14 protein-coding genes are annotated in these 16,138 nt (G+C 64.3%); 6 read left to right on the forward strand and 8 right to left on the reverse strand.

What is annotated here, in order from left to right; genetic code table 11:
- Positions 1-8: 8 nt before the first annotated feature.
- Positions 9-2,522 (reverse strand): ATP-dependent helicase HrpB, encoded by a 2,514-nt coding sequence (gene hrpB / locus ACFVDI_RS04900; protein WP_378901177.1) that lies wholly within the window; start codon positions 2,520-2,522, stop codon positions 9-11.
- Between the two features lie 438 nt (positions 2,523-2,960).
- Positions 2,961-4,169 (reverse strand): hypothetical protein, encoded by a 1,209-nt coding sequence (locus tag ACFVDI_RS04905; protein ID WP_378901180.1) that lies wholly within the window; start codon positions 4,167-4,169, stop codon positions 2,961-2,963.
- A gap of 561 nt (positions 4,170-4,730) precedes the next feature.
- On the opposite strand from ACFVDI_RS04905, the gene ACFVDI_RS04910 reads away from it, so the two are divergent.
- Positions 4,731-5,327, forward strand: a complete 597-nt coding sequence (locus ACFVDI_RS04910) for a hypothetical protein (protein ID WP_350716804.1) — start codon at positions 4,731-4,733, stop codon at positions 5,325-5,327.
- Between the two features lie 153 nt (positions 5,328-5,480).
- Here the strand turns inward: ACFVDI_RS04910 and ACFVDI_RS04915 are convergent, their stop codons facing one another.
- Both ACFVDI_RS04915 and ACFVDI_RS04920 read right to left on the reverse strand, forming a co-directional pair.
- The gene (locus tag ACFVDI_RS04915) at positions 5,481-5,999 is read right to left on the reverse strand and encodes a hypothetical protein (RefSeq protein WP_350716806.1); all 519 of its coding nucleotides are present in this window, start codon (positions 5,997-5,999) and stop codon (positions 5,481-5,483) included.
- 125 nt (positions 6,000-6,124) lie between these two features.
- Entirely contained in the window at positions 6,125-6,952 is an 828-nt protein-coding gene (locus tag ACFVDI_RS04920; protein ID WP_350716808.1) for a DUF2510 domain-containing protein, read from the reverse strand.
- A 200-nt stretch (positions 6,953-7,152) separates the two neighbouring features.
- Here ACFVDI_RS04920 and ACFVDI_RS04925 point away from each other — a divergent pair, with 200 nt between their 5' ends.
- The 3 genes from ACFVDI_RS04925 (at position 7,153) to ACFVDI_RS04935 (ending at position 9,572) form a co-directional block, all read left to right on the forward strand.
- On the forward strand, positions 7,153-7,581 hold the full coding sequence (locus ACFVDI_RS04925) for a hypothetical protein (RefSeq protein WP_350716810.1): 429 nt from the start codon (positions 7,153-7,155) through the stop codon (positions 7,579-7,581).
- Between the two features lie 334 nt (positions 7,582-7,915).
- Positions 7,916-8,197, forward strand: coding sequence for a TIGR02391 family protein (locus ACFVDI_RS04930; RefSeq protein WP_350716812.1), 282 nt, complete (start codon positions 7,916-7,918; stop codon positions 8,195-8,197).
- A gap of 367 nt (positions 8,198-8,564) precedes the next feature.
- Positions 8,565-9,572 carry a DUF6602 domain-containing protein gene (locus ACFVDI_RS04935; RefSeq protein ID WP_350716814.1) on the forward strand — a complete coding sequence of 336 codons (1,008 nt, stop codon included), beginning with the start codon at positions 8,565-8,567 and terminating at the stop codon, positions 9,570-9,572.
- Positions 9,573-9,927: 355 nt separating this feature from the next.
- Here ACFVDI_RS04935 and ACFVDI_RS04940 read toward each other — a convergent pair whose 3' ends face one another.
- Positions 9,928-11,646, reverse strand: a complete 1,719-nt coding sequence (locus tag ACFVDI_RS04940) for an ATP-dependent endonuclease (RefSeq protein WP_378901187.1) — start codon at positions 11,644-11,646, stop codon at positions 9,928-9,930.
- 371 nt (positions 11,647-12,017) lie between these two features.
- Between ACFVDI_RS04940 and ACFVDI_RS04945 the strand changes: the two genes are divergently transcribed.
- Positions 12,018-12,293 (forward strand): helix-turn-helix domain-containing protein, encoded by a 276-nt coding sequence (locus tag ACFVDI_RS04945; RefSeq protein WP_141780853.1) that lies wholly within the window; start codon positions 12,018-12,020, stop codon positions 12,291-12,293.
- Between the two features lie 95 nt (positions 12,294-12,388).
- Here ACFVDI_RS04945 and ACFVDI_RS04950 read toward each other — a convergent pair whose 3' ends face one another.
- Both ACFVDI_RS04950 and ACFVDI_RS04955 read right to left on the reverse strand, forming a co-directional pair.
- Complete coding sequence (locus ACFVDI_RS04950) at positions 12,389-13,687, reverse strand: site-specific integrase (protein ID WP_350716818.1); 1,299 nt, start codon at positions 13,685-13,687, stop codon at positions 12,389-12,391.
- Positions 13,688-14,017: 330 nt separating this feature from the next.
- A complete protein-coding gene (locus ACFVDI_RS04955) occupies positions 14,018-14,836 on the reverse strand; it encodes an alpha/beta fold hydrolase (RefSeq protein WP_378901192.1) in 819 nt (272 codons plus the stop codon).
- A 38-nt stretch (positions 14,837-14,874) separates the two neighbouring features.
- Here ACFVDI_RS04955 and ACFVDI_RS04960 point away from each other — a divergent pair, with 38 nt between their 5' ends.
- Complete coding sequence (locus tag ACFVDI_RS04960) at positions 14,875-15,528, forward strand: TetR/AcrR family transcriptional regulator (protein WP_378901195.1); 654 nt, start codon at positions 14,875-14,877, stop codon at positions 15,526-15,528.
- 1 nt (position 15,529) lies between these two features.
- Here ACFVDI_RS04960 and ACFVDI_RS04965 read toward each other — a convergent pair.
- On the reverse strand, positions 15,530-16,138 hold a 609-nt coding region (locus tag ACFVDI_RS04965), incomplete at its 5' end, for an acyl-CoA dehydrogenase family protein (protein WP_378901198.1).

Here is a 16,138-nt window from a genome sequence, read left to right on the forward strand (position 1 = left end):
CCCGCCGCTCATCTTCGGCGGCGGGGACTGTTCGTACGCGCGGTGGCTGGTGCGCTGCGGGGATCCTCCGGCCAGGCGTGCTTGGGATAGCGCCCGCGCAGATCAGCACGAACGCCGGGGTAGCCGTTGTCCCAGAAGGACTCCAGGTCTGCGGTGACGGCTGCTGGGCGTCGCGCGGGGGAGAGCAGATGCAGCAGGAGCGGGACCTGGCCGTCCGCGAGGACCGGCGCTGCGGTCCAGCCGAAGACCTCTTGGATTCGCACAGCGAGCACCGGTTGTTCGGCGGAGTAGTCGATCCGCACGCTCGACCCACTGGGGACCTGCACTCGCTCGGGAGCCAGATCGTCGAGCCTGCCTGCCTGCGGCCACGGCACCATCGCCCGCAGCGCGGCAGCCACGTCGACGCGACGAAGATCCTGGGCCGAGCGAACCCGCGCCAGCTGGGGCCCGAGCCACGATTGGAGGTTCTGCGTCAGTGCCACGTCGCTCACATCGGGCCACGGGTCACCGAGCGCACGGTGCAGGAAGTCGAGGCGGGCGCGCAGCGCCGTGGCCGCCTCCGACCAGGCGAAGAGAGCGATTCCCTCCCTCGCCACCGCCTCTCGGATGGCGTCGGTCACGGCGTGGGCCGGTGGATCGCTGAGCGGGACGGAGCGGACCTCGATCGCACCCAGCAGCGTACGTCGGCGAGCCAGCACCCGCCCTCCGGTCCAGGTGACCTCGTCCACCTCGGTCCACAGGGACCCGGCCGCCTCCAGCGCGAGGTCCTCGGTGAGCGGGGCCGCCGCCCGGATCCGTGCTTCACGTTGCCCGGGCCGCCGCTCCGCGTCGCCGACCGCGAGCCACTCCAGTCCGACCAAGGGCCCCGAAGCACGCGGATCGAGCGCCGCGCCCGTCCCGGACGCCATCAGGTAGCTCGCGGAACTCGAGCGCTTGCGCGCAATCCGGCCCGGATGCGCCAGGGCCACCACCAGCCCCACCGCCACGTCATCGGTGAGTGCTCGGCCGTCGGTGCCCTGCTTCCCGACGACCTTCTCCAACCGGGCGACCTGGCCGCGCCACGAGCCTGCCCCCTGTCCGGCGCGCAGCGACCGGAGCGCGGCAACCAGGTCCCCGCCGGGAGCGCGCACGTCCTCGCTCAACATCGCGACCACCTCTGAGGCGCGCCTGGCCCCGACGAGACCAGCCCCGTCGATGAGGGCACGCGCCAGCCTGGGATCGGCCGGTACGCCGGCGATCACCCGGCCCCGCGGGGTGGCTCTCCCGTCCTCGGTCATCGCCCCCAGATCCACCAGCACCTCCTTGGCTGCCGACATCGCATGCGCCGGTGGCTGGTCGAGGAGCGCCAGGTCGTGCACATCGTCACTGCCCCAGCACGCCACCTCCAGGGCGAAGGCCGTCAGATCGGCGGTCGCGATCTCGGGCTCCGGGTGAGCGGCCAGATGCGCGTGCTCCGCCTCGGACCAACAACGCAGCACGGCGCCCGGCCCCAGCCGTCCGGCCCGACCAGCCCGCTGCTCGGCCGCTGCCCGGCTCACCGCGACGGTGACCAGAGAAGCCAGTCCGCGACGGTGGTCAGTGCGCGGCTCGCGCGAGAATCCGGCATCGACCACGACACGTACCCCAGGTACCGTCAGCGAGGACTCGGCGACCGCGGTCGAGACGATCACTCGTCGACGCGGGCCTTCGCTGAGCGCACGATCCTGCTCGGCGCCGGACAGACGTCCGTGCAGGGCGTGGACGGACGCGTCCACCCCGGCAAGGCGGCGTACGGTCGCCTCGACCTCCGCGACACCCGGAACGAAGACCAGGACGTCACCCTCGTGCTCGACGAGCGCACGACGTACGGTCGCTGCGACATGGTCGTGGAAGGCCGGGGTGATACCCCGGTCGTCGGTGCGGCGCACCCCCGCAGGCGGCGGGCACCAGACCGCTTGAACCGGGTGCAGAGCACCCGGGACGCGGATCACCGGAGCGGTGTGGACCACACCGAGCAGGGCGGCGGTCCGTTCGGCCTCGATGGTGGCCGACATCGCCACCAGGGACAGGTCCTCACGCAGGTGGGCCCGGATGTCGATGAGCAGCGCCAAGGTCAGGTCGGCGTCGAGGTGGCGCTCGTGCACTTCGTCGAGCACGACGGCCCCGACGCCGACCAGCTCGGGATCGTGCTGGATCCGCCGGAGCAGCAGGCCGGTCGTGACGATCTCGACACGTGTACGTCGACTGGTGCGTCGGTCTCCGCGCACGGAGTATCCGACCGTCTCGCCAACCGGTTCGCCCAGCAGGTGCGCCAGCCGACGGGCAGCAGCACGGGCTGCGATGCGGCTGGGCTGCGTGACGACGACCCGTCCGGCGACAACCTCGGCGACCGCGGGCGGGACCAAGGTCGTCTTGCCGGTGCCCGGCGGTGCGTGGACCACCGCGGCTCCGTGGGCACGAAGCGCCTGGTCGAGAGCGGCCAAGCCGGCGGTGACCGGGAGATCGGGCGGCGCGGCGAGCAGATTGCGCAGAGCGTCGGACACACCTGCAGTGTGCCTGACGTGCCTCGGTCGGTGTCGCGTCGGCGCCGAGGGCTGTCACCACGACGACGCCCGAGCAGACGAGCCCATCGTCCGACGTATCGCATCGGAGGTGATGATCTGGGACTGGTGGATGTGGGAAGCAGTACTGAAGGGCCATGTGTCTCAGGCTCGTCGCGTCCGCAGCCGGTCGCTATCCGGTGTCCGCAGCGCTCCAGCCGCTCGGCGCAGCATCGGCCACTCGCGCTTCCGTCCACCACCGCCTCAAGCCTCGACACAGTTGGTGCGCCCCACTGGCGGTGGATAGACGCATGCTCGAACGCACTCGCCGCGTTGATGCGTCGGCGTTCAACGCACAGGTGGGAGGCACGACCGGCGCCCGCAAGCGCGACCTTTCGGCGCCGGCGTTGTAGGCGCCCAGTGCGTAGCCCGTTGCTTCACCTATCGGCCGTTGCGGTAGAGAAGTTGACTCACCCGCTCCGGGTGATTGAGGACATCAAGCAAGTACAGGTACCCGAGTAGGCCGAGGTCATGAGGGATGTCGCCATTGTGATGAGCCAGGAGAGCGTCGGTCATGGCCTTCGCCGACTCCTTCTCGGCGCCGTGTCCGTGCGTCGCGTCCCGCAGAACCTTCAGATAGCGCGCGGCGGCGTCCTCTGCCGATAGCGACTGAGATTCAGACCTGCTGAGTTGAAGTTCGACCTTCTCGGTTCCAAGTTGACGGCGAATAAAGAAGCCGTCTTGCATCGCGCGTAGTGCACTGACCGCTCGTCTGGCGGCGGGAAGCAGCACTTCCCCTGCTTGTCGCGGTACCGAAGCCTCGAGTCGCTCGAGGACCTTCTCCGCGTGGCTGTGCTTGCACATGGTCAAGAAGTTGGTGCCGCGGACACCCTCGAGCGAGTCCAGCACGCTGAAGAGGAGCGTCCGTCGCGCATTCGTGTCGCGATGTGCTACCAGCATCGACGTCGTACGCCGAAAGACCTGCTCGATGGTGAGCAGCGCTTCGAGATGCTTCGCTGGACGGTAGTCGCCCGCTCCGTTCGTAAACGTGGCGAGGTCGCTCAGTACCCCGAAGAGGGCATTTAGGCGATCCACCCACCAGTGCAGAGATTCATGTCCCGCTTGGGCCGAAAGCTTGGGGAATCTGACGGCGTCGTCAGCCCCAGGGACGGAGATGAGATGCAGCATTTCAACTGCATCGCCCTCGGTTCCAGAAATGAAGGTACCGAGATCAAAGATGATCGAACCGAAGGACCTTACGACGTTGATGGCCCAGATGCCGGGGGTGCCAGCTGCGAGGAGTGGCCCGAGGTAGGCGTCGAACAGCATGACGCCGCTGTAGAGACCAGAGGAAGACTCGAACGCTTGACCGGCGCCGGCGGCCAGTTCCTGGAGGTGAGCGGCGTCCCCGATGCCAAGACGTGCGTCTTGTTCCATGCGAAGCCAGACTGACGCAATCTTGAGCCGGTGCATTAGAGCCTCGTTCACGTCAACAACGTGCACCCCAGTGTTGGGAAACGGCCCGTGGTCTGGGTCCTCGTCGAAGCGCACAGACTTGAGGAATTCGATGAAGTACCGGGCTTGCACCGGGAGGTCCTGGACCGGCATCACGAGCAGCAGAAGCTGCTGATGGTTGATGACATCGAGCAAGCCGCCTCCCGCCTCGGCCTTCATCCGACGTCGCTCAAGGGCGGGTCCAAGTTGCTCCGGCGCTTCGACGGAAACTCGTTCTGCGTAATTCGCCAAGTCGGCCCACCGAGGCGAAGAGTCACCCGGCTTCGCTATCGTGCGCAGTCGGACGAGATCGGGCCGTTGACGGTGGTACGACTCCGTTGTCTGGACGAAGAAGGAACCGTCCTCAGCCGGGCGTGACCGATAGTCCGATTCAGCGAGGAGTTGCTCGGGATTGCCGCCCCATAGCCAGGAAGGCAGAGTGACCCGAGCATGTATCGGCGGAACTTGTCCCACACGGGGATCCTAGTGTGTCACGTTGATCGCCCGGGTAACCCCCGCAGGCACGCGGCGTTAAAACGCGGGTGCCGGACGAGCGGCTCGCGGCAGATCAGGGCGGACACGGCTACGCGACGAAGAAGTGGAGCGCCCTCGTCGGTGTCGAGACCAGGCGATAGTCACCAGCGCGTTGCCTTTCGCGGGCGGGCTCGTTGAGGCTCGGGCAAGCCCGCTAGGTTGGCAGAATCGGAAGGTAGACGGTTGAACGAGCAAGACATCGTCGCTGCGATCCCCGCGGAGATCAGGGACGCGGTCGCAGGATCCGTCCTCTACTCCGGCCGGTCAGCATGGGTCAGATCCACCCGGCCAGAGATCTACCTGCTGGGGTACAACCCTGGTGGTGTCAGTGGCAGCGACGCCAACACATTGGGGCAGCAAGCAGCCAAGATGCTGGAGGCCGAGCGCTGGTCGAGCTACGAGGACGAGTCCTGGGGTCCTGCTAAAGGAATGTCCCCGATGCAGGTCCGTATTAAGGACCTGTTTCGTGAGCTTAAACTCGACCTCCGAGGCACCCCCGCCAGCAACGTGGTTTTTGCTCGCAGTTCCCAGATCGCTCACCTAGAGGGGTCGACCCGAAGGCAGTGGGAAACCGTCTGCTGGCAGTTCCACAAGACGATGATCGAACACCTCCAGCCGAAGATTGTCCTGGTCCTCGGCAACGAAGCTGAGGCCTTCGTCAGGACGCAGCAGCCCCCAGTCCCGGTCGTCAAGGTCCGGCACACCAGCCGCTCGGCTCGCTCTTGGGGTCTCGACGCTGCGCCGATTGTTCGGGCTGCGCTGGACAGGGCTCGAAACTAGCGCACAGAACCTAAGTGGGGAGCGGAAGTCTCGATGTGGTTGCCGCGCGGATATCGACTGATGCGCGTGTCCGATGCGGCGAAATGACGCAGGTGGTCGGAGGTGCGGTCCTGGCCAGCCCGGTAGGACGCCAGACGGCCAGGCGGGCTCAGCTCATACCGTGTCTTGCCCCTCCTCGAACTCGAGCGCCTCTCGGCGTAATAGGTCGACCTTGGTTAGGAGCGTTGGGTCAAACTGCACGAGCATTGAGGCCGTTTCGTTCGCTAAGTGGCACAGTGCCACGAAGGCATTGAAGCCTCTCCCCGAAGTCGTCAGCGCGTTGATGATGTTGCCGCACTCGGCCGTGCCTTCTGGGGCCATGTTGTAGATCCAGCACAAATTGAGAACGGGCTCTATCACCTCGACAGGTGTCTGGCTGGGCAACGATCGACGCAACTCGTCCAGCGGTAGTTTCTCGGCTTTAGCGTGGTGGATTGCCATCTTGGCGCGTCGAGCCACCAGGGAAGCCATGCCCATGATCGCGTAGCCCTGGCACCGGTCGTACGTCTCTATTACTTCGGCTTCCCGAAGTCTCCTCGGCAGCGTGCTGTCCGTCGCACTTGTTTGCAGCGCAATTAGGCGCCGCATCACTTCGGCACCGTTCGGAGGCTGGTCCGGGTCCGTGATCTCCATCCGGCCAGTGTGGATGAGCTACGGCCCCCATCTTGACGTGTTGTAGGAATCGCCCTCGGATTACCGCAGATGGGTGAGTGCGAAGTGCGGTTTCAATGTCGGGAGCACGTCATTCGGCTGCATCGCTAGCCCCTGCGCGAGGCCGTCGGTGAGGGCGCAGTGCTCGCTAGATGTACTCGGCCATCACGTTGGTGACAGTCGGCTGATCGGCGAAAGGGTGTCGATCGTCGATCCAGACAGCGACGGGCGTTGGAGTCGTATGGGTTGTCGGGGTCAGGGACGAGCGCGGCGCGGGTTTCGGTGAGTTCGATGCCATAGTCAGGCACGGTCTTGTGCCCGTGCTCTGCGGCGAGCTTTTTGAAGTCGGCTTCATGGAAGGATTCGCCGACAATGTTGTGGTTGCTCAGTTGTTCGGACCAGGGTGGGATGGGTCGCCCGTGGGAACCCGCGTTTTGCTGTTGGGATGGTGATCCTGGGTCCGCCGCGGTATCCGGCGACGCGGCGCCGTCCGCGAAGTGGTCCGTCCATTTCGTGCCGTCCCAGTAGCGCAGCCTTCCGGACCCGCCGGTGTCTGGATACCAGCCTGCAGGCGTCAGGGGCACAGTCGTCGATGGTTGGCGGCTTAGGTTCGCGTCCCTGAGCTTGCTGGCCATGGGTGCCTTCACCTTGCTCTGGTGTGCATGGGACGCCGACCCGGCTATTGCCTGATAGATGGCAGACATCGAGTCGCTGTGCTTGCGACGGAAATGCACGAGGGTCTTGCCCTGGTCGGTGACTAGTTCGATGTGCCCGTTGACAAGCGCGCTCGCCGGTTTGAAGTCCATCGATCGAAGTGATGCGACCGAAATCTGCCGGCTGCTGGCACCAAGTGCACCCTTGCCGAGTCCCCTGGCCACGATCGTGAGTGTCGAGCCATCGAATGCGATGTCGGCCCCGTAGCCCTCCGCCTGCATACCAAGTCCCTTCGTCGTCTGCAGGTGACGTTATCGCCGGAGCGGCTACGTCGGGGGCCAAACGCTCACCGGAACGCGGTCACTTGAGGCCGGGCCGTGGTCGTGATGCTCGGCGAGAAGCTCTCTATCGCGGTTCCGGGTTGGGAGCACCTGACGGTAGTCGGCGGTGTGACGCAGTCTAGTGCCGCCCCGTACGCGGCATGACCGAGTACATCTGCGGGACACTTCGTGGTGTGAGCAGACGGAAGTACGAGCAGCCAGGCCGGGCGAGTCGCGGAGACCTCGACGCTGCCCTGGAATCGGGGGACGATGCTTTGTCAGCGCAGGCGCTCGTCGGCCTGGTCTTCCACGACGACGGCTGGCGTTGGTGCCAGAACAAGTGCCTCGAACTGCTCGGTCATCAGAGTTTCAGGCTGCGCGGGATCGCGATCACTTGCCTGGGGCACATTGCACGGATCCACGGGCAACTGGATGTGGCGCTTGTGCAGTCTGAGCTGCAGCGCATGCGCGACGAGCCGGGCTTGCGTGGCGCGATCGAGGAAGCCGAATCGGACATCGCGATCTTCATCCCACTGATGCGCTCGTCGCGGCGAAAGGACGCGTTCTCCTTCCGCTCCGAACTACGCTGAGGAGTCGGGGCTGGAGGACAGCGATCCGCCGTGGACATCGAGTGGGCTCGCGAGCAGCTGACGACGTACCTGGAGCTCGAGAAGCTTGCGGTGACGCCGTCCCGGCCGGCGACTACTGGAATGAGCGTGCGAGAGCCTTCAACGACAAGGCCACAGAGCTCCTGCCGACCGTCACACGGATCTTGGAAGCGATCGGTGCACCGCCCACGGAGCCGCTGCTTCCGCCGTCCTACGCGTCCGCACCGACGGGGCGTCTTGTGCGCCAGAGCTTGGGCATCCTCCGAGATGGAGAAGAATGGCGCGTCCGACTCGCTCCAGACGAGCCAGAGGCCCGATGTTGACCGCCGATGGTCTGCACCCGTCGATATGGCGAACGGCTAGCGCCTTTTGGGAGACCGGACAGCGTGCGGCAGCAGTGGAGTACGGGGCGAAGTCGCTTACCGCGCACATCCAGCAGAAGTCGGGATCGAAACTGGCGGACCGGGAGTTGGCTGCTGACGTCTTCTCGCCAAAGCCACACAAGGCCCACTCCCGACTCTGGCTCCCGGGCGATAGGGGAAACGACACCTGGCGCTCTCGACAAGATGTTGTCCACGATCTCGCGATGGGGGCATAGGCGGGCGTCCGGAATGTGGTGGCCCACTCTTTAGAGCCCCAGCGGTCCGACCAGGAAGCCGTCGAGTACTTGGCCGTGCCTTCGACGGTTGCGCGTTGGACCGACGAGTTGACCTTGACATCGCCCCAAAAGGAATAGCCGCCACGCGGTGGATCGACGCAGGTGTCCGGACCCCCAGTCGTGCAACGGACCCGAGAGCGGGTGACGACTGCAGGCACGAGTGACTTGCTGTCCTGACGGCATGCGAGCCATGCCGTCGAGGTGCCGAGCACGCAACCATGCGTCGTGGGCGACTTGGGCCATCGCTCCAGCCTGAGCGCCATCCGAGATATATGCGTGTGGTTGACCGCCGTGGTACAAGATGGTCATGACCTCGCTCGGCGACATCCTGAATGCCACTCAAGCCAAGATGCTTGCTGACATCAAAGCCAATCGTGCGGCACTCGAGAACTCAACCACCAAAGGCACCACTGCCGAACAGTTCGTTGCGGCTTTCCTGCGGAATCATCTGCCAGCAGGGGTCGGCGTCACAAGCGGAGAGGTCATCGACAGCGCGGGGCACCGCAGTCGACAACTTGATGTGATCGTGTATGACGCAATCCGTTGCCCGATGCTGTTCCGATCGGCCGAGGACAACGTGACGCTGGTCCCTATCGAGGGCGTGGTCGCCGTGATCGAAGTGAAGATGGCTTTGAAGAGGGCTGACCTCAAGGGAATTCTGGCCAACTGCCTCTCGGTGAAAACGATGGAGCGTTCAGCGTTCATGCCGTCGCCGGACGGTCGCAGGTTCTACGTGTATGAGCGGGTCTGGGAGGCTCCGCCGCCGTACTACTCGCTGTTTGCCTTTGACAGCGACAACATGTACGCAGGTCCGCTCAACGAGCTTCAACTCGATCTGCCTGCCCACCACCGGATTGACTCCGCCTGCTACCTCACCCGCGGCGTGAACTTGAACTCCGGTCTAGAACTCGACGACGAAGGCGACTCCATCGCACCGAGAATCACCGCCTCTCCATCCTCGCACGGCTTCCTCCTGGACGCGGAGAGCAACAAAGCGTTGCTTATGTGGTTTCTGAGCCTGGCGACGCACATCTCTGAATTCACTCGGCCGCCCATTAACCTGTTGGCTTACGCACGAGACGAACTTAACGTGAGTGGCACCGCTCCGGGCGAGGGCGTCAGTGAACGTCTTCGCGCCCGTGCACACGAACTCATGGAGCAGCTCACGGGCGTGCCATCGGCAGTCTTCCAGAAGATTGCCAGTCAGGAGCCGCTGACACCTGAGGAGGCCGCAGCGGTCGCTGCGACCGAGCCCACGATGGACAAGAACGGCGAAGTGACCGTGAAGACCCTGCGGCAACGCGGACTGCGCTGACCGAGGGCCTCCATCTCGTAGGGTATGTACTCGGCGAACACTTCATCGCTGGGTTCGTCCAACGCCCCTCTCCATCGATGGCGGCTTGGCGACCGAGACCGACGACACGGGCCGAGCACACCTCGCCACACCGGGGGGAGGGGGTGACGCGCCTCATCACATCACCTCGCGCCGACTCGCGCCGAACGCTGCAGCGCCGTACTCATCCGCGCGCCGCTTGCAGCCTGCACGAGATCCACCGCGCTTACTCGGCACGAACTTCTTCTCGGATCATGCTGGTGCAATCATGAGAATCCGCCAGCTAGCGACAATGGACCTCGGTCTGTTCGTCGTGGTCTACGTGCCAGGCGACGGACTAACGTGCCGCCCCGGATGCCTCATCGATGTCGGCAACTTCGGTAGCGGCAAGAAGCGACGATGCCTGGTGACCCAGTGCCTTGTCGAGCGCCGCACAAACGGCGAGCCATCGGTGAGCCCAACCTCTATCTCTGGCGGCCTCGGCGCGCGTCCGCATGGTGTGGCTAATCGACCCTTTTGCGTTGTCCTTGATGCGGTACTTGACTATGTTATCTCCAGCATCGACCTGGAAATCGGAGAAGTGATTCGAATTCGCATTCCGCGCGTCGCGCATCCATTCATCTGGAAACAGTCCCTCGATAGCGAATCCGGCCCGCACGTACACGTATTCCTTGTTAGAATTGAACGGCACTCCAACGTTGTTGAAATATGCGCTCAGGTCACTCACCGCCCTAATGCCCGCCTCGTCAGCGTCGAACAGGCTCACGGTCGGTTGTTCCTTCCGAAGGATTTCATAGTTCGCGCGAACAAAGCCTGCGAGATGCGACGCTCCGCCGCGGTCGCTAATCGTCGCAGTTCGAAGAGAAGGCCAACTGCAATCCGGCCAGTCTTCGCTGATCTTTAGAAACCATCGCAGGTACTCAGAATCCGACTGCCCCTCGGTCAGGACGGACACGGTCCCTAGTGAGAAGTAGTCGGCGAATCTGAGGCCGAGGCCTTTTCTGAGCACCACCGTCGCCTTCTCGTGCGACTTGAAAGATGCGATCTCGGTGCATCCTTCCGAATCGAGACTGGTTCCAATTACCCGTCGCGGATCGTGGGGTACGAATGCCATCGAGTGGCTTGTCATGGCGAGCGTCGAAGAGTTCCCGAGCTTCTCGAGAAGTCGGGTTGCACTATGGGAGAGCTGCGGATGCAAGAACGACTCCGGTTCTTCAATGAGCCAGATGGCCTTCTGCCCGCGAGCAGCCTCCATGTTGGTGACCCACTGAAGTGTCGCCATGAAAGCCAGGCTCTGGATCCCCTGGCCCTTTCGTGCGAACGGAGTTTTGTAAGGGTCGCTCAGATAAAGGTCGAAGTCGCTTAGCATGTTTTCCATCGAGCCTCCTCGAAAACCAAAGGATGCTGTTAACCCGTCGATGCCACTGGCCGCAAGCGCGCTCGTGATGTTCTTCGAAACATCGTCCAGCTTGGTTTCAATTTCACCTAGAAGCGGCTCGAGTACGCCCACCACGACGCCGCGAATGAGCGGGGTCAAGACGTCGTCAATGAGCTCGTGCATACTCTTCTCAGATGGAATGAAATGGCACTCGAACTCGGAAAGGAGGTCAACTACCATCTGCTTCTGGAGACGGCTAATGGCGGATTGTGTCGTACCATCCTTCGGTCGCTTCTGGTTGGGGAAGAAGTTGTATACAGGGGTGTTGGAAGGCGAGAATGTCAGATATAAAGCGACGGTTGGATTTGGTCGCGTGAGGCTATACATCGCGTAGAGTCTGTCTAGCGCATCATAGAATTCGGAATCCTGACCATGGGGATCGCCTTCGAAATAGCCGACGATGCTGGTTCGCGCGCCCTTGCCGCGAGGCGAGTCGATGTCAACGTGATAGTCGTGGGTGTTCTCATGGCCGGTAAAGAACATCTGCACCGAGTGCAGAAGATTCGTCTTGCCGGTGTTGTTGGGACCGATGATAGTCATACTTTCGCGAAGATCGAGGAACTGTTCCTGCGTCCCGATAGTGCGAAAGTTCTTAACCCGGATCCCAGTTATTCTCACCCGGGTACCCTACCGAAGCCAGATCAGGGTTGGGGTGCCTTTGGTATCAGCGGCTGATAGGTCGTCCGGCCCGGCCCCGTTGAGGTGCCCTCGCGCCAAGGCTGGCGCTGGCGCCGTGGCGATCAGGTATGTAGGGAGTTAGAGTCTTGCAGCTCCGACAGAACGGGGGCCTTCCCAGTGAGTTCGGAGGCGCGGACCGAGCCAAGTTCTGTGGTCAAGTCGTGAGTCATTGTGGGCGAATCGACGCACAACGGCCAACGCCAACGGTCAACTCCCCCGGCGACGTGGTCGTACACGTCACGGCTCTCGGGCTGGAAAGCCCGTCACACCTCTAGATCGAGTGTCGTGTATCCACGGAGAGGAGTAGACCAATGCCGACCCGACCCGCTCGATCTGCGCCGACAACTTTCCCACCGCCGCTTCTCAACGTCGACGAAGCAGCGGCGTACCTCAACGTGCCCCGGCGCTGGGTGGCGGACGCGGTACGTCAGCACCGGATTCGATACACGCGGATTGGGAAGCACGTGCGCTTTCGCATCGAGCACCTCGACGAGCTCGTTGCCGCTGGCGAACAACCCGTGACTGTGCCTAGCGAGGAAAGCGTCCTCACCCTCAGGCCCAAAGGGGCGAGCCGTTCGCGTCTTTGACCTTCAGGACTGTCCTGATGGTCGGTTGGCGAGGCGAGACGATGCCACGCCAACCGACCAGGCAGCGCAAGACCGATGCCCAACGATCCGGTTGCTCAGGCGACCGCGGCGTCGACTCCGCCGCGCAGCAGGTGGAGAGGCGGTCGGATCTGCTTGCCGCTCAGCACGGCGTCGACGATGTCAGAGATCAGCTCATCCCCGGCCGGCAACAGGTGGCCATAGGTGTCGATCGTGGTCGTGATTGACTCGTGTCCCAGCCGTGCCTGGATGTGCGGCAGCGGGGCGCCACCGGCGATGAGCCACGACACGTGCGTGTGCCGCAGGTCGTGGAACCGGAACGACGCGATCCCGTCCTCGATCACCTCATCCATCAGCGGACGCCAGACCCGGGTATAGAAGTCCGAGTTGTGCACCGGCCGACCAGTTGGCGAGACGAACACGAAGTCGTTCGCGGCCTTTCCCTCGATCAGCTTCTCCAGGATGGTCGCCATGCTCGACGAGATCGAGACCGTACGCCTTGACTTCGGTGTCTTCGGGTTACCGAGGTAGTGCTCGCGCATCGTGTGCTTATCGCGGATCTGCTTCTTCAGCCACGACGGGACCTCGGTCTCACCGTTCTCCCCCACGCGCTTCCACGCCTTGTTCACCCGGATCGTCCGGTTGCGCAAGTCGACGTCACTGACCCAAAGCGCGGTGATCTCACCGAAACGAAGGCCAGTTCCGGCGGTGGCCCGGATCAGGTCGGCTGCGGAGTAGGAGTAGCCGTCGGCCTTGGCCACGACAGCTGCGAACTCGTCCTCCGACAGGAACCGCAGCTCCGCCTGGGACTGCTTGACCCGTCGACGCTTCGGAGCCGTCCGGGCACACGGGTTGACGGTGAGGAAGCCCTGCTCCACGGCATAGTTGAAGACGCCGTACATCAGACCGTGGTAGTTCGCCTTCGTCTTCAGCGCACGGTCCCAGTCAATCAGCCAAGCCTTCACCTCCGGCTCGCTGATCGCCGACACTGGCTGCGCGAACGGCAACCGCCCGCGGACCTCCAGGCGAGCGAGCACGCGCACCTGCGAGAGATACTTCTTGCGCTGGCCGGGCGTGATGTCGACGATCTGGCGGATGTACTCCTCGCCGATCGTGGAGAAAGCAGGAGCCTCCGCGGTCGGATCGCCGCCGTTCGGACGTACGAACCCCTCGCCCTTCACCCAGCCGTCGGGCCAGTGGCTTCCGGCGGCCACGACCATCTTCTGGAATCCCTCGGCACGAGCCAGATTCTGCTCGCTCGTCCCCGCACTGAACGCCTCGAACTGCTTCTCACCATCACGGCCGCCGCCGAGCCGCCATACGACGTACGCCGACACCACCTTGTCACTGCGCTTGTGCTTCTCGATCCACACCATGTTCTGCACCTCCGTGCATCAGGTGCGAATCCGTGCCCGGACACCGGGCACAACACGGGCCAGAACAGGAGGCAACGGGAGGTAACGGGAGGTCACTTCACGCCTGAATCGGCCAAAAGTCGGCCTGACCTGCGGGGTTTATGTCGGTTCAAGTCCCCCCTCGCGCACAAAGAGAAACCCCAGGGAGACCTGGGGTTTCTCGCATTTCACGGGAACCCTCCGACCGCGGGCACCGGATGCGCCCAGGTGGCGACATCCGCTGGCCCGAGACCGAGGGGAATCGCAACGTACGCACCCCGGACAGGCCTGGCCGGAGGGCGTCGGCCGGGGTCAGATCAGAAGGCCTCCGCCGGGCACACGGGCGAGGGAGTCGAGCATCTGGCCGAGTGTGTCCGGGGCATCCACGTGGGCGAGGTGACCCTGACCGGGAAGCCGATGGACCTCGGCATCGCGAACCCGCTCCCTGACCTGCTCGAACGATGTGCCGTACGGCGCCGTGCCGACGTTGTGCTCGCCGATGAGCAGGTCGATCAGGCGCGCTTGCGAACCCAACGTCTCCGGCATCTCCGCCCGGGTGAGGGCGCCGAGCTCGGCGTAGAGCGGTTCGCTGAGGCGGCACAGCGTGGCCCAGGCGTCGCGGTCGGCCCGGAGGGTCTCGACGTGTTCCGCCGAGAACCCGGAGACCTCGCGGTTCACGATCTCGACGCTGCGGTCCCGATCGCCGAGCTCGTCCGCCTTGCGCAGGGACGGCAGCGCGTCGGCTCCGAACCCGGGCGCGACCGGTTCGTACGCGATGACGTGCTCGACCGGTCGCTCCGAGGCGAGCAGGAGCGCGATGAGACCGCCGTAGCTCCAGCCGACGATGTCCCGCGGCTCACCGAGGCGTTCGATCACAGCCTTCAGGTCGTCGACCTCGGTCCGGATCGAATAGCCCTCCCCGAGCGGGCCCGACGGGACACGCCCTCGGCGGTTGACGATCGAGACCGACGGCCACCGGGTCGTGGCCCTGGCGACGTGCCGCCATCCGTGGGCATCACTCATGACACCGGGAACGACGAGCAGACCTGGACTCTGCCCGTCTCCGTAGACATCGACGGTGATCGAACCGCCAGCGGCCGTTGGGACGGTTTTCTGAAACGTACGCTCCATAACTCTTATTATGAAACGAGCGCTCTATAATTCAACCCATGACCTCCCGGCCCCTCGGACGTCCGCCGATGTTCGACCGTGACGATGCGGTGCTGGCCGCCGCGCGGCTCTTCTGGAGCCGGGGATACTCCGGCACGACCACGCGCGCGCTCAGCTCTGCTCTCGGGATGTCCACCTCGAGCATCTATGCCGCGTTCGGCAGCAAGGCGGGCCTCTTCGAGGAGGCCGTCCGCACCTTTGCAGAGCGTTACCGGACCATCTATGCCGAGGCGTGCTCTGCGCCCGATCTCGGCGATGTCCTCGAGCGGCTCCTACGCCGTTCGGTCGAGGAGTTCACCCAGCCGCGCGCCTATCACCCGGGCTGCCTGATCAGCAGTGCCGCGATGACGGACATGCCCGACACCATCGACACCCGGACCTACGTGAGCGACCTGCACGCCTCCAACGAGCAGCTGCTCCGCGCGCGCATCGAGCGAGCACGCGACGACGGCCAGCTGCGACCCGACATGGATCCGTCGACACTCGCCACGCTCGTGCAGACGCTCTGGCACGGGCTCTCGACGCAGTCCAACCAAGGCCTCGACCGCGACAGGCTCCTCGAGATCGTCGACGCCGCACACGCGACGCTCCTCGGTCAGGCAGCCCGGGCGGGTGACCAGCGACCCGACGGCAACGTTCAGGCGCCCGCGTAGGTCACAGGGTCGACTGGATGCCGGCGAGGAGCTGGCGGGCCATCACGATCCGCTGGACCTGGTTGGTGCCCTCATAGATCTGGGTGATCTTGGCATCACGCATCATCCGCTCGACCGGGTAGTCGCGGGTGAACCCATACCCACCCAGCAGCTGCACCGCGTCGGTGGTGACCTGCATCGCCACATCGGACGCGAACGCCTTCGCGGCGGCACCGAAGAACGTCAGATCCTTGTCACCGCGCTCCGAACGCCCCGCCGCGGCATAGGTCAGCTGACGGGCGGCCTCGATCTTCATCCCCATGTCAGCGACCATGAACTCCACACCCTGGAACTCCGCGATCGCCTTGCCGAACTGCTTGCGCTCCTGGATGTAGCCCAACGCATAGTCCAACGCACCCTGCGCCACACCCACAGCCTGGGCCGCGATCGTGATCCGGGTGTGGTCCAGGGTCTGCATCGCATAGGTGAACCCCTTGCCCTCCTCACCGATCAGCCGGTCCGCAGGGATACGCACGTTGTCGAAGTACACCTCGCGCGTGGGGGATCCCTTGATCCCGAGCTTCTTCTCCGGGGCACCGAAGGACACCCCCTCATCAGACTTCTCCACCAC

It is taken from the genome of Nocardioides sp. NPDC057767 (assembly GCF_042798275.1).
Classification (GTDB): Bacteria; Actinomycetota; Actinomycetes; order Propionibacteriales; family Nocardioidaceae; genus Nocardioides.